The following is an 18,619-nucleotide window of genomic DNA, read 5'->3' as shown; positions in this document are numbered from 1 at the left end:
GGCGGGGTAAACGGCGGATCTACGCAGCGCGCGGGGGACGGGACCTGACTTCATGAACCTACGGATATTCGGCTTCTCCTACGGCGTGACGGTCGTGTCACTGATCGTGGCGTTCCTGTACGGAGGTGTCGAGGCTCTCATCCTCTGCGCCATCCTGGGCATCCTGGAGATCTCGCTGTCCTTCGACAACGCGGTGGTCAACGCCACCGTGCTGGAGCGGATGGACGCCTTCTGGCAGAGGATCTTCCTGACCATCGGCATCCTCATCGCCGTGTTCGGCATGCGGCTGGTGTTCCCGCTGGTCATCGTGGCCGTGACGGCCGGGCTGAACCCGGTCGAAGCGCTGACCCTCGCGCTGGAGCAGCGCCCGCCGGAGGATCCGACCAGCTACGCCTACCTGCTCAACGAGGCGTACCCGCAGATCGCCGCGTTCGGCGGCATGTTCCTGTTCATGCTGTACCTCGACTGGATCTTCGAGGACCGCGACGTCAAGTGGCTGACCTGGCTGGAGCGCCCGCTGGCCCGCGTCGGCCAGCTCAACCGGCTGGCCATCGTGCTCGCGCTGGTCGTGCTGGTCGTGCTGGCCCAGACGCTCGCCGAGGACCCGGCCGTGGTGCTGGTCGCCGGTTCGCTCGGCCTGGTCACCTACCTGGCCGTCAACGGCCTGGGTGAGCTGTTCGAAGGCGCCGTCGAGGACGGTGACGACGACGAGGACGGGTCCGACCCCCAGGAGGGCCCCGCGACCGCCACCGTGACCGGTGCCGAGCCCAAGGTCGCCGACCGCGCCGCGGGCAACAGCAACGGCGGGCCCTCGGAGCTGGCCAAGGCCAGCGGCAAGGCCGGGTTCTTCCTGTTCCTCTACCTCGAGGTGCTCGACGCCGCGTTCTCCTTCGACGGCGTCATCGGCGCGTTCGCCATCACCACCGACCCGATCCTCATCGCGCTGGGCCTGGGCCTGATCGGCGCGATGTTCGTCCGGTCGCTGACCGTCTTCCTGGTCCGCAAGGGCACCCTGCAGGACTACGTCTACCTCGAGCACGGTGCGCACTGGGCGATCGGCGCCCTGGCCACGATCCTGCTGTTGGGCATCGGCTTCCACGTCAACGAGATCGTCACCGGTCTGATCGGGGTGGCGTTCATCGGCGCGGCCTTCCTGTCGAGCATCCTGCGCAACCGCAAGCTCGCGGCCCAGGGCATCGACACCCACCGGACCGCCGACCAGATGGCCGCCGAGAAGGCCGAGCACCACCACAGCGTGTGACCGACGGCGCCCGACGAGGGCGCCGGATGAGGGGGTACGGATGAGCGTGAACCTGAGCAAGGGCCAGCAGGTCTCGTTGACCAAGCGCGGCGGCGGCGGGCTGACCGTCGTGCGGATGGGCCTGGGCTGGGACGCGGTCAAGAAGCGCGGCCTGTTCGGCGGCATGAAGTCCCAGACGATCGACCTCGACGCCTCGGCGCTGCTGTTCGACGGCGGCGGGAGCCTCGTCGACGCCGTCTGGTTCCGCCAGCTGCGCAGCAAGGACGGGTCGGTGCAGCACACCGGCGACAACCTGACCGGAGCCGGCGAGGGCGACGACGAGTCGATCATCGTCGACCTGACCCGGGTGCCGCCCGCGGTCACCCAGATCGTGTTCACCGTGAACTCGTTCACCGGCCAGGACTTCTCGCAGATCGAGAACGCGTTCTGCCGGCTGATCGACGAGACCAGCAACGACGAGCTGGCCCGCTACGAGCTCAGCGGATCCGGGCAGCACAACGCCCAGATCATGGCGAAGGTGAGTCGGGGCGGCGCGGGCTGGACGATGACCGCGATCGGGGCCACCGCAAGCGGTCGGACCGTGCAGGACCTGGTGCCCGCGGTCGGACCGCACCTGTAGGGACCCGGCACACGCACGAGGGCCCCGGCAGTGCACGCACTGCCGGGGCCCTCGACGTGCCCGGCCCGGGTCTCACGGCCCGGGCCGGTGCCTCACAGGTCGAACTCCGACGGCGAGATGCCGACGGCGTTGCAGGCCTCGCGCACGGCCTGCTTCTCGTCGGCGTCGAAGTTGCCGTCCGCGCCGCCGATGATGATCCCGACCTGGATCACCGCACGGGCGGCGTCCGGCTTGGACTTGAGCTTGCCGATGGTGGCGATCGCCTCGACCTTGCCGAACGCGTAGTCCGACTCCAGCTTGCCGGCGTACCAGTTGAACTTCTCCTGGAGCTCGCTGACGTTGAACACCGACAGCGCGTCGTTGCTGGCGATGAAGCCGGCGGTCTTGGCGCGCTCATCGGGGTCGATCTTGCCGTCGGCGGCCGCGATCAGCGCGCACATCGCCATGCTGGCGTTGGCGAACTCCTTGGTCTTGAACTTGCCGACCTGCGTCTTGACGTTGCTCGACATGTCGGTGATGCGAGACCTGAGCGTGTCCCACAGAGCCATTGAGGTCCTTCCTCGCGCGGGTGGTTCACAGCCTGCCAGAACCCGAGGTGGCGGCGTCGGGGGCCATGCCGTCGACCGCGCCGTCGACCGCGCCGTCGGTCGTGCTGGCGGTCGTGCCGGCGGCTGCGCGGTCGGCGAGCCAACCGAGCAGCTCGGTGCCGGCGGCGGCGCCGCGGGCCGCGGTCACGTGCAGGTGCGGCAGGCCGAAGCCGGCGTCGTGCAGCTCGCCGTGCGCGGGGCGCACGGCGATATCGGCCGCGCGCAGGAGGTCGGCGTCGAGCAGCGAGTCGCCCGCGGCCAGCAGCGGGCCCCCGCCGGTGCGGGCGAGCACCTCGGCGGCCGCGGCCGACTTGGTCAGCGGTGTGGGCACCGCGTAGACCTTGCGCCCCTGCAGCGAGACCGCCCACCCGCGCGGGGCGCACCAGGCCGCCAGCTCCGGCACCCACTGCGCGGGCAGCGCGGCCCGGTCGACGACGGCGTAGACGAACAACCCCGACGCCGTGCGCCGGTTGAGCACGAACTCCCCGGACACCGACCCGACGTGCGCGGCCACCTCGTCCAGCGGTGCGCAACCGACCAGCCGCTCGCGCACCGCGGCGGCCCAGGCGGGATCGGGCACGCCGTCGACGAGCAGGTCGCCGCCGTTGCCGGCCACCGCGTAGCGGGCCGGTGGACCGGGCAGGTGCACCCGGGCCAGCTGCTCGACCGTGCGGGTGGTGGTCGGGACCACGGTCGCGGCGCCCAGCAGCCGCTCGAACGCGGCCACCGCGGCCTCGGTCATGAACGACAGCGGCGCCCCGCGGTAGACCTCGACGCACAGCAGGCGCGGAGCGGCGTGGTCGGGCACGTCGATGGCGAGCGCGGCCGCGGAGTAGATCGTGGTGCGGTCCAGGTCGAGGAAGACGACGGGACCGCCGCGCGCCGCCGACCCGTTCGCGAGCTCGCTCACCGGGGCGACCCGCCCACCGCGGCGGCGCGGCCGTCGGCGCCGGTGGCGCCGCGGGTGTAGCGGGGGTGGATGAGGCCCACGCAGCTGTAGGGCAGCCCCTCGACCTCCTCGACGGGGACGCCGCGGCGCTGCGCAAGCAGCCGCACGTGGGCGAGGTCGGCGGCCGGTGCGTCCGGCGCCACCAGCACCCGCCAGGGCACCCGGCGCAGCAGCACCCGGGTGGTCTCCCCGACGCCGGGCTTGACCAGGTTGGCCTCGCCCAGGTCGTAGGCCTCGACCAGGCGCAGCGCGGCGGCCATGCCGGCGTGGTCGGGCTCGCGGTCGGGCGGCTCGGCGGTGTCGGCCGCGGTGACGTCGGCGAAGTGGCCGGCCACGGTGTCCAGGAACTCGTTCGAGACGTCCGCGCCGGCCAGCTCGGCGTAGAACTTGGCGCCGTGGTACTGGTCGGGCCCCAGGATCGCGGGGTTGAGCACGGTGCGCGACACCAGGCCGGAGACCGTCGAGTTCAGGCAGGCCGAGGGGATCAGCCAGTCCTGGCGGGTACCGAAGGTGCGCACGCAGCGGCCGGGGTCGGCCAGCACGGCCAGGTCGGGGTCGAACGCGCCGTCGTGCGCGGCCAGGGCGGCCGAGAGCTCCCCGGTGATCGCGCCCTTGCCGGTCCAGCCGTCGACGAACACCACCTTCGCCGGGTCGTGGTGCTCGGCCAGGTACCGCAGCGCCTGCCCGTCGATGCCCCGGCCCCGCACGATCGAGACCGCGTAGTGGGGCAGGTCGAGGCCGTGCCGGGCGGCGGCCCAGCGGCGCAGCAGGACGCCCACCGGGGTACCGGCCCTGGCCAGGGACACCAGCACGACATCGCGGCCGCGCTCGCGCAGCACCAGCTCGGCGACCGTGCCGACCGCGCGGGCCATGCGCGCCGCCGACGCGGCCAGCGCCGTCCGGTAGAGCTCCAGGTACTCCGGGTCGGGCTGGTACTCCTGGGGCAGCGACTCGGCGTAGTGCGCGCCGCCGCTCTGCACGGCCTCCTCGCGCTCCTCGACCGGCGCCTCCAGGGCCACCCCGGACAGGTCGGTCAGCAGCCAGCCGACCTCCTCCGGCCGGTAGCTGCCGAACGCCGGTCCGCGCAGCGGCGCGGGCGGGGACGATCCGCGCGGCGCGGTCACGGGGTGACCAGCAGGGTGGTCCGGCGGGTGTGCGGGGCCAGCGCCCGCAGCAGGCCGGAGCGCAGCGCGGGGGTGTCGCCGGGCGGGTCGACGACCACGACGACGCGGTCCCACGCCGGCCCGCCCCCCCGTGCCGCGTCGGGGTCGCCGGTGGCGAGGTTGTAGGCGTAGCGGCGTCCCGGCCCGTCGGCGGGGCCGTCGTGGGCGGCGAACACCAGGCCGGTGCGCAGCGCGTAGTCGGGCTCGTCGACGACGACGGCGGGGGAGCGGGTGCTCGTGGAGAACCAGACGCCCGCCGCCTCCGGGCCCGCCGCATCGGCCAGCACCTGGGCCAGCCGCAGCGGCAGCTGCATCAGCTCCTCGGTGCCCAGCACGAGCGTGCGCTCGGCGGGGTCGGCCTCCAGGCCGGGCACCGCCACCTCGGCGAGCGCGGTCGCGAAGGCGGCGTGGTCGGCCGCGGCGAACCCGTGCCGCCCGCCCACGGCGAGCCCGGCGGGCCACCCGAGGGCCCGCACCTCCAGCGGCGCCGGGAGCGCGCCGGCGTCGGACCCGACCGACGCCCCGCCGCGGGTGGGCAGGTCGGCGCGGCGGTCGATCTCGCTGCGCAGCGCGGCCGCCCGCGCGATCACGTCGGCGGGCAGCTCCACGCGGGCCGTGGCCAGCGAGACGACGTCGAGCCTCGCGCCGAGCGCGGCCACCGCCTCGACCAGGTCGGAGTCCGGTGGGCGGGCGTCGACCAGCGCGGCCACCACGTAGCGCTCGCGGGGCATCGCGCGGTGCAGCGCGGTGATCGTGTTGAGCGCCGTGCGCCCGGTGCTCAGCTCGTCGTCGACGAGCACGAGCGGTCGCCCGCCGCGCATGAGGTCGGGGTCGGTCGGCAGCAGGGTGTGCGAGGTGGCGTGCGAGTGCTCCTCGGTGAAGCCGCCCGCCGCCGTCACCCCGGGCACCTCGCGCCGGGTGGAGTGCAGGTAGTCGGAGACGAGCGCCTCGGCGACGCAGTGCCCGAGCGCGGTCGCCGTCTCGGCGAACCCGAGCACCAGCGCGTCGGTCGGTCCCTCCGGGGCCAGCGAGGCGTGCAGGGCCGCGGCGGCGGCCCGATCGCCCGCGGCCGCCGCGTGCAGCCGTTCGGTCGGCAGCGCCCGCGGCGGGCGCCCGGCCAGCACGTCCGCGACGAGCAGCCCCAGCAGCAGCCCGGCGGCGCGCACCGCCCGCGGGTCGGACGGGATGTGCTTGCCCAGCACCCGCGAGACCAGCAGGTGCGCGCGCAGCGGGTTGCGGCGCAGGGCCACGCCGAGCAGGGCGGTGGCGTCGGCGCCGGCCACCGGCTCGAGGCGGACCCCGAGCCGGTCGACGATCGACCCGGTACCGGCGACAGCGATCACCGGGGCAGGCTAGCGGCCAACAGGTCCACGAACGAGACGTCTTGGGCTGCGACCCCGAACACCCTCGCGCGCAGCATCGTGCGGCGGGCCCACGCGGTGTGCGGGCGGGCCTCGTTCATCTTGTTGCGCAGCCCGGAGGCGCGCACCCCGCCCGCCTCGGAGATGCTCAGCACGTCGGCGGCGTCGCGGTGGTCCTCGGCCGAGACCACCGACAGGGCGTTGACCACGGCCACGTGGCTGGGGTGGATGCAGGTCTTGCCCTGCAGGCCGTTGGCCGCGTCGAGCTGGACCTCGCGGATGAGGCCGTCGATGGCCCGCGAGACCAGCTGCCCGCGCAGCTCGCGCTCGCCGTGGGCGTCGAAGGGGCTCTGGCGCAGCTGCGGCTTGAGGATGCGTTCGGCGCCGCCGTAGTACTCCCACACCGGCCCGGTGACCGTGAAGCCCGAGCCGTCGGCCCGGCCGAGCACGTTGACGACGTCGGCGATCAGGCTGCTGATCACCTTGACGTCGTAGATCGACAGGTCGGGGGAGCGGCGCAGCCCGAACAGCGCGCACAGGTCGGTGGCGCCCAGCCGGACCGCCAGGATGCGCCTGCGGTCGCGGTGCAGCAGGGCGCGCAGCCGGGTGAGCTCGTCGACGCGGGTCTCGGCGTAGAGCACCGCCCCGGACTCGATCACCGGCATGGCCAGCAGCTCGGCCCCGCTGACCCGGTCGGCCACGTCGAGGGCGTGCAGGTACTCGGTGCCGCTGGCCGCGGTGAACTTGGGCAGCACGAAGCCCGTCAGCGCCGCGACGGCGGCCCCCAGGCGCTCGACGACGTACCCGATCTGGCTCGGCTCGCGCACGCGCACGAACAGCAGCGGCAGCTCGGCGGGCGGGTCGTCGTGCAGGGCGCGCAGCGCCGAGACCAGGTTCTCCACCGCCGCGGGGACCACGTCGTCGGGGATGGAGTCCTCCAGGCACACCGTCACCGAGGTGACCCCGGCGGCGGCCTGCTTGGCCACGTCCTTGGCCAGCTCCGGCCGGTCGGCCGGCATGTAGAGCGTGGCCCCGAGGGCCACCGAGAGCAGATCCGTACCGCCGGAGCGGTCGAGCCGCTCGGGTGGCACCTCGAACAGCGAGGCCAGGTCGGACGCGCCGAGGTAGCTGAAGTGCCGCACGATCGAGGCCCCTCCCGGGAGGACACCGCCGCCCCGGCGCGTCCGAGTTCGTCAGCCGGTCACTTTCGGCCGGGCGTCCAGTTCATGCCCCAGCCGTAGGCGCGGTCAACGTCGGCTTGGCCACCTCGGATGTAGCGGACCTCGCGGCGCACGGTGAGCTCGCCGCCCTTGTTCTCCAGCAGCGCGATGACGCACGTCGGCGCGCCGGTGTCGGCCTCGTCGAGGCGGACCTCGATCTCCGGGCCCTGCGCCGGGTAGAGCGTGACCACGCCGTCGGCGCTGGCCCAGTTCGGGACGCCCTCGTAGATGAAGGCGAACACGAGGATCCGGCGGATCTCGTCGACCCGCGACAGGTCGATGAACATGTTCTCGCCCGCCGCGGCCGACCCGGACCGGTCGTCGCCGTCCAGCCGGATGATCGGCGCGCCGCTGTAGGGCGCCTGGAAGGCGTTGCCGAGCGCCTGGACGACGCCCTTGCTGCCGTCGCTGAACTCCCACAGGCACGCCAGGTCGAGGTCGATGCCCCCGCCGCCGCCGGTCAGCCGGCCGAACAGGCCCTTCTTCTGCGGCGCCGCACCGGTGCTCCACTGCAGGTTGACCCGCAGCTGACCGCCCGCGGCGCCGCGCTTGGTCAGCGAGACCGACGGCGAGGCCTTGGTCAGGGTGACCTTCGACAGGGACACCCCACCCCCGTCCCCGGCCGCCGGGCCGCCGCCCGACCCGCCACCCGAGGAGGGCCGCTTGCTGTAGTCGATGGCCACCGCTCCGCCCTCAGACGTTGACGCCGAAGTCGCGGGCGATGCCCGCGAGGCCCGAGGCGTAGCCCTGGCCGACGGCCCGGAACTTCCAGTCGGCCCCGTTGCGGTAGAGCTCGCCGAAGACCATGGCGGTCTCGGTGGAGGCGTCCTCGGACAGGTCGTAGCGGGCGAGCTCGCTGCCGCCGGCCTCGTTGACCACCCGGATGAACGCGTTGCGCACCTGCCCGAAGCTCTGCGAGCGGCCCTCGGCGTCGTAGATGCTGACCGGGAAGACGACCTTGTCGACCTCCGGGGGCAGCCCGGCCAGGTTGACCTTGACCTGCTCGTCGTCGCCCTCGCCCTCACCGGTGAGGTTGTCGCCGGTGTGCTCGATGGTGCCGTCGGGGCTGGTCAGGTTGTTGAAGAAGATGAAGTGCTTGTCGGACAGGACCTTGCCGTCGGCGCCGACGGCGATCGCGGACGCGTCCAGGTCGAAGTCCGTACCGGTGGTCGAACGCACGTCCCAGCCGAGCCCCACGATGACGTTCGTGAGACCCGGGGCCTCCTTCGTGAGGCTGACGTTCCCACCCTTGGTCAGGCTGACGCTCACGTACTGCTCCGCATCTGTAGGTGGGGGGCTCGTTCCCCCCGGTTCGAGCTGATCCGGGGCGAGCATATCGGCACCGCCCGGCTTGTCTGTCAAGTCCGATCAGCGCACGGATCCGCCCCTCCTCGCACAACGTCCGGGCCACCTCCACCGGTTCCGCACGCACCGGACGGCCCCGCACGGGACCGGGGCGGGACTGTCGGGGCCCGGTCCTAGACTCGCCCGGGTGAGCCCCGCCACCCGGACCCGCAAGCCAGCAGCCGGCCAGAAGGCCGCCGCGCCCGCCGCAGCCGCCCCGTCGACGGGGCACCGCCTGCTGCTGCTCGACGGGCACTCGCTGGCCTACCGGGCGTTCTTCGCGCTGCCCGCGGAGAACTTCCGCACCGGGACGGGGCAGACCACCAACGCGGTCTACGGCTTCACCTCGATGCTGATCAACCTGCTGCGCGACGAGCAGCCCACCCACCTCGCGGTGTGCTTCGACGTCTCGCGCAAGACCTTCCGCTCCGAGCGCTTCGCCGAGTACAAGGCCAACCGCACCACCACCCCGGACGACTTCCGCGGCCAGGTCGACCTGATCAAGGAGGTGCTGCGCGCGCTGGCCATCCCGGAGTTCTCGGTCGAGAACTACGAGGCCGACGACCTCATCGCCACCCTCACCACCCAGGCCGAGGCCGACGGCTACCAGGTCCTCATCACCACCGGGGACCGCGACGCGTTCCAGCTGGTCAGCGACAACGTCACGGTGCTGTACCCGAAGCGCGGCGTGTCCGACCTCGGCCGCATCGACCCGGCGGAGGTGATGGCCCGCTACGGCCTCACCCCCGCCCAGTACCCCGACTTCGCGGCCCTGCGCGGCGACCCCAGCGACAACCTGCCCAGCATCCCCGGCGTGGGGGAGAAGACCGCGGCCAAGTGGGTGCGCGAGTTCGGCTCCCTCGGCGACCTCACCGACCGGGTCGACGAGGTCAAGGGCAAGGCGGGCGACGCGCTGCGCGCCAACCTGGCCAACGTCCTGCTCAACCGCCAGCTCACCGAGCTCGTGCGCGACGTCCCGCTCGACGCGCACCCCGCCGACCTGGCCGTGCGCCCGTGGGACCGCGAGGCGGTGCACCGGCTGTTCGACGAGCTGGAGTTCCGCGTGCTGCGCGAGCGGCTGTTCGCGACGCTGCAGAGCGCCGAGCCGGAGGCCGAGGGCGGCATCGAGGTCCAGGGCGGCGCGCTGGGCGCGGGCGAGGTCCGGGCCTGGCTCGACGACAACGCCCGCGACGGGCGCCGGGTGGGCCTGGCCTTCGACGGCGTCACCGGCGGGGCCGCCGGGGGCGACCTGGCCGGCCTGGCGATCGCCGCGGGCGAGCCCTCGCTGGAGGCCCGCGCGGCGGGCGCCACCGCGGGCGTGCCCCAGGCGGCGTACCTCGACCTGGCCGTGCTCACCCCGGAGGACGAGGCGGCGCTGGGCGAGTGGCTGGCCGACGCGCGGTTCCCCAAGGCCGCCCACGACGCCAAGGCGGGCCTGCACGCGCTGCGCGGGCGCGGCTGGACGCTGGCCGGGCTCACCAGCGACACCGCACTGGCCGCCTACCTGTCCCGGCCGGGGCAGCGCAGCTTCGACCTGGCCGACCTCGCGCTGCGCCACCTGCGCCGCGAGCTGCGCGTCGACGAGGGGCCCGAGAGCGGCCAGCTCTCGCTGATCGGCGGCGACCTCACCGAGGAGGGGCCCAGCGGCGAGGCCGAGGCCGACGCGGCCCGCGCCCGGGCGGGCATGGTCGCCGCGTCGGCGGTGGCCGAGCTGGCCGAGGTGCTCGACGCCGAGCTGGCCGAGAAGGGCGGCCGCGAGCTGCTGGCCGGACTCGAGCTGCCGCTGGAGTACGTGCTGGCCGACCTGGAGGCCGCGGGCATCGCGGTCGACCACGAGGCGCTCGCGGCGCTGGAGTCGGAGTTCGCCGCGCAGGTCAAGCAGGCCGCCCAGGACGCCTACCGGGTGATCGGCAAGGAGATCAACCTCGGGTCGCCGAAGCAGCTGCAGGTCGTGCTGTTCGACGAGCTGCAGATGCCGAAGACCAAGCGCACGAAGACGGGCTACACCACCGACGCCGACGCGCTGCAGACGCTCTTCGAGCAGACCGGTCACGAGTTCCTCTCGCACCTGCTGGTCCACCGCGACGCCACCCGGCTCAAGGTCACCGTCGAGGGCCTGCTGAAGTCGATCGCCGACGACGGGCGCATCCACACCACCTACAGCCAGACGATCGCCGCCACCGGGCGGCTCAGCTCGACCGAGCCCAACCTGCAGAACGTGCCGATCCGCACGGCCGCGGGCCGGCGCATCCGCGAGACGTTCGTGGTCGGCGCGGGCTACGCGGAGCTGATGACCGCCGACTACAGCCAGATCGAGATGCGGATCATGGCCGACCTGTCCGGCGACGAGGCCCTCATCGAGGCGTTCCGCTCCCAGCACGACTTCCACGCCGAGACCGCCGCCCGGGTGTTCGGGGTGGCGGCCACCGAGGTCAGCCAGGAGCAGCGGGCCAAGATCAAGGCGATGAACTACGGGCTGGCCTACGGGCTGTCCGCCTTCGGCCTGTCCAACCAGCTGCGGATCTCCACCGACGAGGCCCGCGCGCTGATGGAGGACTACTTCGAGGGCTTCGGCGGCGTGCGCGACTACCTGCGCAGCGTGGTCGACGTCGCCCGCAAGGACGGCTACACCGCCACCATCATGGGCAGGCGCCGCTACCTCCCCGACCTGACCAGCGACAACCGCCAGCGCCGCGAGATGGCCGAGCGGATGGCGCTCAACGCGCCCATCCAGGGCAGCGCGGCCGACATCATCAAGGTCGCGATGCTCAACGTGCACCGCGCGCTGGTCGCCGAGGGCCTGCGCAGCCGGATGCTGCTGCAGGTGCACGACGAGCTGGTGCTCGAGGTGGCCGACGGCGAGCGCGAGGCGGTCGAGGCGCTGGTGCGCCGGGAGATGGCGGGCGCCGCGGAGCTGAGCGTGGCGCTGGAGGTGTCGGTCGGGTACGGGCGCAGCTGGGACGACGCGGCCCACTGAGCGTCCGGTCCCGCGCTCTGCGGGAGCGCTAGACCCGGACGGGCGGCGCCACCCGCAGCACGGCCCGCCCGAGGCGCAGGGTGCCGTCGTCGAGCGGCTCGCAGCGCACGCCGCCGCGCCCGCGCATCGCCTTCCACGCCCCCGGCCCGAGCCGCACGTCCATCCAGCGGCACGGGCTGGCCGGTCGGTGGGCGCGCAGGCGCACCGGGCCGTCGCCGGAGTCGAGGCTGAACACGGCGCCCGCGACCGTCGCGCCGCCGGTCGCGCGGCGGGTGGCGAGGGTGTCGACCGGGAAGCCGCGCAGCACGATGTTGCGGCGGGCGAGCAGCGGGTCGAGCGGGCCGGGGGCGCGGATCTCGGCGGCCACGTCGTCGAGGGCGTCGGCGTCGAGGACCGTCACCGCGGCGCGGCGGTGCGCGGCGTGGCCGAAGAAGCGGTCGCCCACCAGGCCCAGCCCGGCCCGCACGGTGACGGACCGGTGGCTCACCGGGCCGGGGTCGGGGCGCGGGCCGTCCTGCGGGCGGCCCTCGTAGGCGTGCACGGGCGAGACCAGCAGCGCGACGATCTCGACGGCGATCCCCGGTTCCACGGGCCGACCGTACGGGCCCGTCGACCGCGCGGCGGTGCACGGGCCAGGATGGGGCCATGACCGGACCGGTCGTGCCCGCGGTGTTCCACGTGCGGCGGGCGCGCGACCTCATCGACCGGCACTTCGCCGAGCCGCTCGACCTCGACGCCATGGCCGCGGCGGCGGGCTTCTCCCGCTACCACTTCGCCCGCGCGTTCGCCGCGGCCTACGGCGAGACCCCGGGCCGCTACCTCACCCGCAGGCGCATCGAACGCGCCCAGGACCTGCTGCGCTCGGCCGACCTGTCGGTCACCGAGGTCTGCCACCGGGTCGGTTTCACCAGCCTGGGGTCCTTCTCGGCCCGGTTCTCCGCCCTGGTGGGCACCTCGCCCAGCGGGTACCGCCGGGCCCACGCCGGGCGCCCGGTCCCGCCGGTGCCCGCCTGCTTCGCGATGGCGTGGGGCAGGCCGCGGCCGGCGGCGGGCGCGGGGGAGCCTGCGGGGGAGTCCGTGGGAACCGGCGGGCCGCCCGCGGTGTAGGAAGCGTGTCGCGCGGCGCCGGTGCCGCGCCCGGCGCCCTGCGAGGTGGAGATCCCCGGACCGCACGATCCCGACCCGGAGCCGACCGAGGCTGGTCTGCTCGCCCGGGTCCGCGGCGGCGAGCGCGACGCCTTCGCCGCGCTGGTGCGCAGGCACGCGGCGGGTGCCCGGCGCACCGCCGTGCTGCTCGGCGCCGGTGAGGAGGCCGACGACGTGGTCCAGGAGGCGTTCGTGAAGGCCTACCGGGCCCTGGGTGGCTTCCGCGAGGGCGCCGACTTCCGGCCGTGGCTGCTGCGCATCGTGGCCAACGAGACGCGCAACGCCCAGCGCGCGCGTCGCCGCCGGACCGCGCGGGAGGGCTCGCCGACCGCGCAGCCCGATGGGCTGCTGCCCGGGGCGGGCTCGGCCGCCGACCCCGCGGAGCGGGCGGTCGCCGCCGACCGGATGGCGGCGCTGTGGCAGCGGCTGCACGCGCTCCCCGAGCCGCAGCGCCGGGTGCTGGTCTGCCGCTTCCTGCTCGACCTCGACGAGGCGCAGACGGCCACGGTGCTCGGGGTGGCCCGGGGCACCGTCAAGTCCCGCACCGCGCGGGGCCTGGGCCGGCTGCGGGCCCTGCTGGCCGAGGCGGCGCCGCGCAGCGGCCCCGCGGCGACGGAGGGGGCCGGTCATGGCTGACCCGCACCGTCCCGACCCCGTGGACGGCGACCCGCTGGCCGCCGAGCTGCGCAGGCTCGGCCGGGCCGTCGACGTGCCGCCGCCGCCGCCCGACCTGGCCGCGGCGATCCTCACCCGGATCCCGCCGCGACCGCCGCCGCCCTCGGCGGCCCGCCGGTTCGCCGCGGCGGCGAGCGGGTGGGCGACCCGCGGCCGCCGGATCGCGGTCGCGGTGCTGCTCGCGGTGGTGCTGGCGGTGGCCGCGGGCACCCCGGCGGCGGCCCGGATCGCCCAGTGGCTCGGCCTCGGCGGGGTGGTGGTCGTCCAGACGCCGGGCGGGGCGGCGCCGGCACCCGGACCCGCTCCGGGCGCGGCGCCGGCGCTCACGCTCGACGAGGCGGCCGAGCGGGCCGGGTTCGCGCCCGCCGTGCCGTCCGCGCTCGGCGCGCCCGACCGCGTGTCGGTCTCCGACGACGGCGTGGTGGTGAGCATGCAGTGGGCGCCGACCGCCCCGGGTGCGCCCGCGCTGCGCCTCGACCAGTTCGTCGGCGGCCCCGCGCCGACCTTCGCCAAGCGCTACCACGACATCGTCGAGTTCGTGGCGGTGGACGGCGCCGAGGCGCTGTGGCTGGCCCACCCGCACACGCTGGAGTACCTGGACGCGACCGGGCGGCAGCGCATCCAGCCCTCCCGCACCTCCGGGCCCGGCCTGATCTGGCAGCGCGGCGAGGTGACGCTGCGGCTGGAGGGCGAGCCCGACCGGGACCGGGCGCTGGCGATCGCCGGTTCGGTGCGCTGAGCGGGCGGGGGGAACCGGCCCGGCGCCCGGCGGTGTAGAGCAGGCGCAGACCGACCGAGGAGGCGCCGTGCCCGAGCCGTCCCCCGCCGCAGCGAGCCGGACCCGACGACGGGTCCCCCGAGGGGCGCGGCGGGGGGTGGCGCTGGTCGCGACCGCGCTCGCCCTGCTGCTGGCCGTCCCGGGCACGGCGTGGGCCGGCGGCCCGACCAGCGTGCTGCTGGTCTCGCCGACGACCGGGCGCGCCGCGGGCGTCCACACCGCCGACCCGGTCTACGCCGAGCTGGAGGCCCTGCTCGCCGACCCCGGCGGGCCGATCAGCCATCCGCCGGAGAACGGGCCCGGGCAGTACGTGACGGCGACCTGGCTCGTGCACGACGTGAGCATCTGGCGCATCGACCGGATCTTCCTGGACCGCACCGACGGCATCCGGGTGGTCACCCGGATCGCCGGGACGTCGGAGCCCGCCGACATGTCGGAGGGCATGTGGCCGGGGGAGTCGGGCGGCCCCGACGCGATCTGGCACCGACCGACCGACCAGGCCGCGCTGGTCGCGCTGCTCGACCGGCTCGGCCTGCTCGACCCCGCGGTGCCGGACCCCTCGGGTGACCGGGCGACCGTGACCGCGGCGGAGCTCCGGGCGGCGGCCGCGGCCACCACGCCGACCGCCCCGGCCCCCGAGCCGCCGCCGGCGGCGGGCGACGGGCCGTGGTGGTGGGCGGGCGCCGGCGCGCTGCTCGGCGCCGCCGCGGCGGTGCTCGGGCTGCGGGCCTGGCCCGGTCTGCGCCGGCGGGTCCTGCCGGCCCCGGTCGAGCGGTAGCGCAATCCGGGAGAAGCACGCCGCGGGCGGGGCGTCCTACGGTCGGGACCACTGATCCCCCGACCGGAGGCCGCCATGATCCGACGCATGTCCCACACCTGCTTCTACGTGCTCGACCAGGAGCGGGCCAAGCGGTTCTACGCCGACAAGCTGGGCTTCGAGGTGCGCGCCGACGTGCGCATGGGCGACGCGTTCGAGGGCGCGGGCGAGGGGTTCCGCTGGCTCACCGTCAGCCCGCCCGACCAGCCCGACGTGGAGATCATCCTGGCCGACGCGGCCATGGGCAACGACGAGGCGACGGCCGCGCAGATCCGCGCGCTGGTGGCCAAGGGCGCGATGGGCACGGGTGTGCTGGAGACCGACGACGTGCAGAAGTCCTACGAGGAGCTCTCCGCACGCGGGGTGGTGTTCATCCAGGAGCCCGAGCAGCGGCCCTACGGCGTGGAGGCGCTGCTGCGCGACGACTCGGGCAACTGGTTCAGCCTGGTGCAGCGCACGGCGGGTGGCCCGGCATGAGCGCGCGGGTGTCCGCCGCGGTCGTGGCGGTCGCCGACCAGGACGTGATGATCGAGTTCTTCGTGTCGGCGCTGGGCTTCGAGGTCGGCACGGACGCCGAGATGTGGCCCGGCGCCCGCTGGGTCGACCTCACGCCGGCGGGCGGCGGGACCAGGGTGGTGCTCAGCGCGGCGGCGGACTTCGACCGCGAGCCCGACCGCCGGTACCCGATGATCCTGGAGGCGCCCGACGTCGCCGCCGAGGCGGCCCGGCTGCGCGCGGCCGGACTGCCGGTCAGCGACCCCACCACCGAGGCGTGGGGCACCTACGTCAGGGTGACCGACCCGGAGGGCCGCGAGCTCATGATCACCGAGCGGGGCTGAGCCCCGCCGCCCGGCGCGCCCCCGCCGCCCGTGCCGGGGACCCCGGTAGCCTCCCTGCTCGAACGGCTGTTCGTGGGAGGGGAGCGCGGGTGCGGGTGCTCGGCGTCGACCCGGGGCTGACCCGGTGCGGGCTCGGCGTCGTCGACGGCGGTGGCGGGCGCACCGTCCGCTGCGTCGACGTCGACGTGGCGCGGACCGCGCCCGACCTGCCGATCGAGCGGCGGCTGCTGGCCGTCGGCGCGGTGGTCGAGGAGTGGATCGAGCGCCACCGGCCCGACGTGGTGGCCATCGAGCGGGTGTTCAGCCAGCACAACGTGCGCACCGTGATGGGCACCGCCCAGGCCAGCGGCGTGGTGGCGCTGCTGGCGGCCCGGGCCGGCCTGCCGGTCGCCTTCCACACCCCGAGCGAGGTCAAGGCCGCGGTCACCGGCGAGGGTCGGGCGGGCAAGGAGCAGGTCACCGCCATGGTCAGCCGGCTGCTCGGGCTGGCGGAGGCCCCGCGGCCCGCCGACGCCGCCGATGCGCTGGCGCTGGCCATCTGCCACTGCTGGCGCGCCCCGATGCTCGACCGCATGGCCCAGGCCGAGGCCCGGGCCGCGGAGCTGGCCCGGGCGCACCGGGCCCGGCTGGCCGAGGCCGCCCGCGCGGCCGCCGGGGCCACCCCCGCCCGTCGGGTCGGTGGGCGCGCTGCGGGAGGATCGACCCGGTGATCAGCTCGGTGCGCGGCGAAGTGCTCTCCATCGGGCTCGACCACGCCGTCGTGGAGGTCGGTGGGGTCGGGCTCGCGGTCAACGCCACCCCGGCCACGCTGGCCACGCTGCGCCGCGGCGAGCAGGGCAGGCTGGCCACGGCGCTGGTCGTCCGGGAGGACTCGCTGACCCTGTTCGGGTTCGCCGACGACGAGCAGCGCGAGCTGTTCCACCTGCTGCTCACCGTGGCCGGCATCGGCCCGCGGATGGCGCTGGCCACGCTGGCCGTGCTCGACCCGGCCGCGCTGCGCCGGGCACTGGTGGAGCGCGAGATCAAGACCCTGACCCGGGTGCCCGGCATCGGCCCGAAGCTCGCCGAGCGGATGGCCCTCGAGCTGCGCGACAAGGTCGACGCACCGGGCCCGGGCCCGGTCGCCCCGGCCGGCGCGGCCGTCGGCGGCCCGCGCCGCGCCCAGGTGGTCGAGGCGCTGGTCGGGCTGGGCTTCCCGGTCAAGCCGGCCGAGCAGGCGGTGGACAGCGCGCTGGCCGCGCAGGCCGACGCCGACGCCAGCACGCTGCTGCGCACCGCGCTCGGCGGCCTGGGGCGCAGGTGATCGGCCCGAGCGACCGGCCGGTCCTGCGGTGAGCGACGAGCTGTCACCGCTGCCCGAGGTCGGCGACCTGGAGGTCGACGCCACGCTGCGCCCGCGCAACCTGGCCGAGTTCGTCGGCCAGCCGCGGGTGCGCGAGCAGCTGGAGCTGGTGCTGGAGGGCGCCCGCCGGCGCGGCGACCCGCCCGACCACATCCTGCTGTCCGGCCCGCCCGGGCTGGGCAAGACCAGCCTCGCGCTGATCGTGGCCGCGGAGATGGGCGCGGCCGTCCGGCTCACCTCGGGCCCGGCCCTGGAACGCGCGGGCGACCTCGCCGCGATGCTGTCCAACCTGGCCCCCGGCGACGTGCTGTTCATCGACGAGATCCACCGCATCGCCCGGCCCGCCGAGGAGATGCTCTACCTGGCGATGGAGGACTTCCGCGTCGACGTCGTGGTCGGCAAGGGCCCGGGTGCGACCTCCATCCCGCTCGACATCGCCCCGTTCACCCTGGTCGGCGCGACCACCCGGTCGGGGGCGCTGACCGGGCCGCTGCGCGACCGGTTCGGGTTCACCGCGCACATGGAGTTCTACGAGCCCGCCGACCTGGAACGGGTGCTGCGCCGCGCGGCCACCATCCTCGCCGTCGACCTGCGCCCCGACGGCGCCGCGGAGATCGCCCGCCGCTCGCGGGGCACCCCGCGCATCGCCAACCGGCTGCTGCGCCGGGTCCGCGACTTCGCCGAGGTCCGCGCCGACGGCGCGGTCACCCGGACCGTGGCCCGCGACGCGCTCGCCGTCTACGACGTCGACGAGCTGGGCCTGGACCGGCTCGACCGCGCCGTGCTGAGCGCGCTCGTGCGCTCGTTCGGCGGCGGACCGGTCGGTGTGTCGACGCTGGCTGTGGCCGTCGGTGAGGAACCCGGTACCGTCGAGGAGGTTTGCGAGCCGTACCTCGTGCGGGCCGGCATGCTCGCCCGCACCCCCCGCGGCCGGGTGGCCACACCCGCTGCGTGGGGCCACCTGGGGCTCGTCCCGCCGCCCGACGGGGCGGCGAGCGGCCCGGCCGCACTGTTCTGAACCGGGGCTGGCAGACTCGACAAGCCCACGACGTGCGGAGATACGGAGATCATGGACCTCACCTCGCTGCTGTTCCCCCTGCTCATCCTCGTGCTGTTCATCCCGATCTTCCTGTCCGGGCGCCGGCAGAAGCGGCAGATGCAGGAGAGGCAGAGCCTGCAGAGCTCGCTGGAGCCCGGTGACGTCGTGATGACGACGTCGGGCCTGCGCGGCACCGTCGTCGACGCCTCCTACGAGGAGACGATCGACATCGAGATCGCCGACGGCATCGTCACCACCTGGATCCGGGCCGCGATCCTGGAGCGGGTCACGCCGCCTGCCGACGACGCCACCGCCGACGCCGACGAGGAGCCGGTGGTCGTCGACGCCGAGCCCGTCGTCGGCACCGGCACCGGCAAGGTCGACACGACCAAGTCCTCGACAGCTGAGGTCGAGAGCCCGTCGCTGCAGAAGGACGACTCGACCAACGGCAGCACGCGCGGCTGATCCGGGCGGCCACCCGGCCGCGCACCCCAGCAGGACC

The 18,619-nt window shown here is 75.0% G+C and carries 21 protein-coding genes; 13 read left to right on the top strand and 8 right to left on the bottom strand.

The annotated features are described in order from the left end of the window. The first annotated feature begins 52 nt into the window (after nucleotides 1-52). Both KDL28_RS00165 and KDL28_RS00160 read left to right on the top strand, forming a co-directional pair. A complete protein-coding gene (locus KDL28_RS00165; RefSeq protein ID WP_252435048.1) occupies nucleotides 53-1,261 on the top strand; it encodes a DUF475 domain-containing protein in 1,209 nt (402 codons plus the stop codon). A gap of 40 nt (nucleotides 1,262-1,301) precedes the next feature. Next, complete coding sequence (locus KDL28_RS00160; RefSeq protein ID WP_252435047.1) at nucleotides 1,302-1,880, top strand: TerD family protein; 579 nt, start codon at nucleotides 1,302-1,304, stop codon at nucleotides 1,878-1,880. 92 nt (nucleotides 1,881-1,972) lie between these two features. Here KDL28_RS00160 and KDL28_RS00155 read toward each other — a convergent pair whose 3' ends face one another. From KDL28_RS00155 to KDL28_RS00125, 7 genes are all read right to left on the bottom strand, one after another. Then, nucleotides 1,973-2,389, bottom strand: coding sequence for a tellurite resistance TerB family protein (locus KDL28_RS00155; protein ID WP_252435046.1), 417 nt, complete (start codon nucleotides 2,387-2,389; stop codon nucleotides 1,973-1,975). A gap of 64 nt (nucleotides 2,390-2,453) precedes the next feature. Next, on the bottom strand, nucleotides 2,454-3,377 hold the full coding sequence (locus tag KDL28_RS00150) for an HAD family hydrolase (RefSeq protein ID WP_252435045.1): 924 nt from the start codon (nucleotides 3,375-3,377) through the stop codon (nucleotides 2,454-2,456). Continuing rightward, nucleotides 3,374-4,540 carry a cysteine protease StiP family protein gene (locus KDL28_RS00145; protein WP_252435044.1) on the bottom strand — a complete coding sequence of 389 codons (1,167 nt, stop codon included), beginning with the start codon at nucleotides 4,538-4,540 and terminating at the stop codon, nucleotides 3,374-3,376. Before KDL28_RS00145 ends, KDL28_RS00150 begins: the two co-directional genes overlap by 4 nt. Further along, the gene (locus tag KDL28_RS00140; RefSeq protein WP_252435043.1) at nucleotides 4,537-5,922 is read right to left on the bottom strand and encodes a phosphoribosyltransferase domain-containing protein; all 1,386 of its coding nucleotides are present in this window, start codon (nucleotides 5,920-5,922) and stop codon (nucleotides 4,537-4,539) included. Before KDL28_RS00140 ends, KDL28_RS00145 begins: the two co-directional genes overlap by 4 nt. Next, nucleotides 5,919-7,082 (bottom strand): HpcH/HpaI aldolase/citrate lyase family protein, encoded by a 1,164-nt coding sequence (locus KDL28_RS00135; protein WP_252435042.1) that lies wholly within the window; start codon nucleotides 7,080-7,082, stop codon nucleotides 5,919-5,921. The genes KDL28_RS00140 and KDL28_RS00135 overlap by 4 nt, the downstream gene beginning before the upstream one ends. A 59-nt stretch (nucleotides 7,083-7,141) precedes the next feature. Next, on the bottom strand, nucleotides 7,142-7,843 hold the full coding sequence (locus KDL28_RS00130; protein WP_252435041.1) for a TerD family protein: 702 nt from the start codon (nucleotides 7,841-7,843) through the stop codon (nucleotides 7,142-7,144). Between the two features lie 10 nt (nucleotides 7,844-7,853). After that, nucleotides 7,854-8,429 (bottom strand): TerD family protein, encoded by a 576-nt coding sequence (locus KDL28_RS00125; RefSeq protein WP_252435040.1) that lies wholly within the window; start codon nucleotides 8,427-8,429, stop codon nucleotides 7,854-7,856. A 310-nt stretch (nucleotides 8,430-8,739) separates the two neighbouring features. On the opposite strand from KDL28_RS00125, the gene polA reads away from it, so the two are divergent. Next, nucleotides 8,740-11,481, top strand: coding sequence for a DNA polymerase I (gene polA, locus KDL28_RS00120; protein WP_252435087.1), 2,742 nt, complete (start codon nucleotides 8,740-8,742; stop codon nucleotides 11,479-11,481). A 28-nt stretch (nucleotides 11,482-11,509) separates the two neighbouring features. Here the strand turns inward: polA and KDL28_RS00115 are convergent, their stop codons facing one another. After that, nucleotides 11,510-12,070: an MOSC domain-containing protein gene (locus KDL28_RS00115; RefSeq protein ID WP_252435039.1), complete on the bottom strand. Its 561-nt coding sequence runs from the start codon at nucleotides 12,068-12,070 to the stop codon at nucleotides 11,510-11,512. Between the two features lie 56 nt (nucleotides 12,071-12,126). Between KDL28_RS00115 and KDL28_RS00110 the strand changes: the two genes are divergently transcribed. The 10 genes from KDL28_RS00110 (at nucleotide 12,127) to yajC (ending at nucleotide 18,582) form a co-directional block, all read left to right on the top strand. Further along, the gene (locus KDL28_RS00110; RefSeq protein ID WP_252435038.1) at nucleotides 12,127-12,588 is read left to right on the top strand and encodes a helix-turn-helix domain-containing protein; all 462 of its coding nucleotides are present in this window, start codon (nucleotides 12,127-12,129) and stop codon (nucleotides 12,586-12,588) included. A gap of 21 nt (nucleotides 12,589-12,609) precedes the next feature. Next, complete coding sequence (locus KDL28_RS00105; protein ID WP_252435037.1) at nucleotides 12,610-13,263, top strand: RNA polymerase sigma factor; 654 nt, start codon at nucleotides 12,610-12,612, stop codon at nucleotides 13,261-13,263. After that, a complete protein-coding gene (locus KDL28_RS00100) occupies nucleotides 13,256-14,041 on the top strand; it encodes a hypothetical protein (protein ID WP_252435036.1) in 786 nt (261 codons plus the stop codon). The genes KDL28_RS00105 and KDL28_RS00100 overlap by 8 nt, the downstream gene beginning before the upstream one ends. 67 nt (nucleotides 14,042-14,108) lie before the next feature. Continuing rightward, on the top strand, nucleotides 14,109-14,858 hold the full coding sequence (locus tag KDL28_RS00095; protein WP_252435035.1) for a hypothetical protein: 750 nt from the start codon (nucleotides 14,109-14,111) through the stop codon (nucleotides 14,856-14,858). An 87-nt stretch (nucleotides 14,859-14,945) separates the two neighbouring features. Then, nucleotides 14,946-15,374, top strand: a complete 429-nt coding sequence (locus KDL28_RS00090; protein ID WP_308215897.1) for a VOC family protein — start codon at nucleotides 14,946-14,948, stop codon at nucleotides 15,372-15,374. Then, nucleotides 15,371-15,736, top strand: a complete 366-nt coding sequence (locus tag KDL28_RS00085) for a VOC family protein (protein ID WP_252435033.1) — start codon at nucleotides 15,371-15,373, stop codon at nucleotides 15,734-15,736. Before KDL28_RS00090 ends, KDL28_RS00085 begins: the two co-directional genes overlap by 4 nt. An 89-nt stretch (nucleotides 15,737-15,825) precedes the next feature. Then, nucleotides 15,826-16,446 (top strand): crossover junction endodeoxyribonuclease RuvC, encoded by a 621-nt coding sequence (gene ruvC / locus KDL28_RS00080; RefSeq protein ID WP_252435032.1) that lies wholly within the window; start codon nucleotides 15,826-15,828, stop codon nucleotides 16,444-16,446. Next, a complete protein-coding gene (gene ruvA, locus KDL28_RS00075) occupies nucleotides 16,443-17,039 on the top strand; it encodes a Holliday junction branch migration protein RuvA (RefSeq protein WP_252435031.1) in 597 nt (198 codons plus the stop codon). The genes ruvC and ruvA overlap by 4 nt, the downstream gene beginning before the upstream one ends. Before the next feature lie 28 nt (nucleotides 17,040-17,067). After that, complete coding sequence (ruvB, locus tag KDL28_RS00070) at nucleotides 17,068-18,096, top strand: Holliday junction branch migration DNA helicase RuvB (protein WP_252435030.1); 1,029 nt, start codon at nucleotides 17,068-17,070, stop codon at nucleotides 18,094-18,096. Nucleotides 18,097-18,147: 51 nt separating this feature from the next. After that, nucleotides 18,148-18,582 carry a preprotein translocase subunit YajC gene (gene yajC, locus KDL28_RS00065; protein ID WP_252435029.1) on the top strand — a complete coding sequence of 145 codons (435 nt, stop codon included), beginning with the start codon at nucleotides 18,148-18,150 and terminating at the stop codon, nucleotides 18,580-18,582. Nucleotides 18,583-18,619 lie beyond the last annotated feature (37 nt).

This window comes from Pseudonocardia humida, assembly GCF_023898865.1.
GTDB classification, from domain to species: domain Bacteria; phylum Actinomycetota; class Actinomycetes; order Mycobacteriales; family Pseudonocardiaceae; genus Pseudonocardia; species Pseudonocardia humida.
Note: the sequence above shows the minus strand (reverse complement) of the source record. Positions and strands in the feature narration are given on the sequence as shown.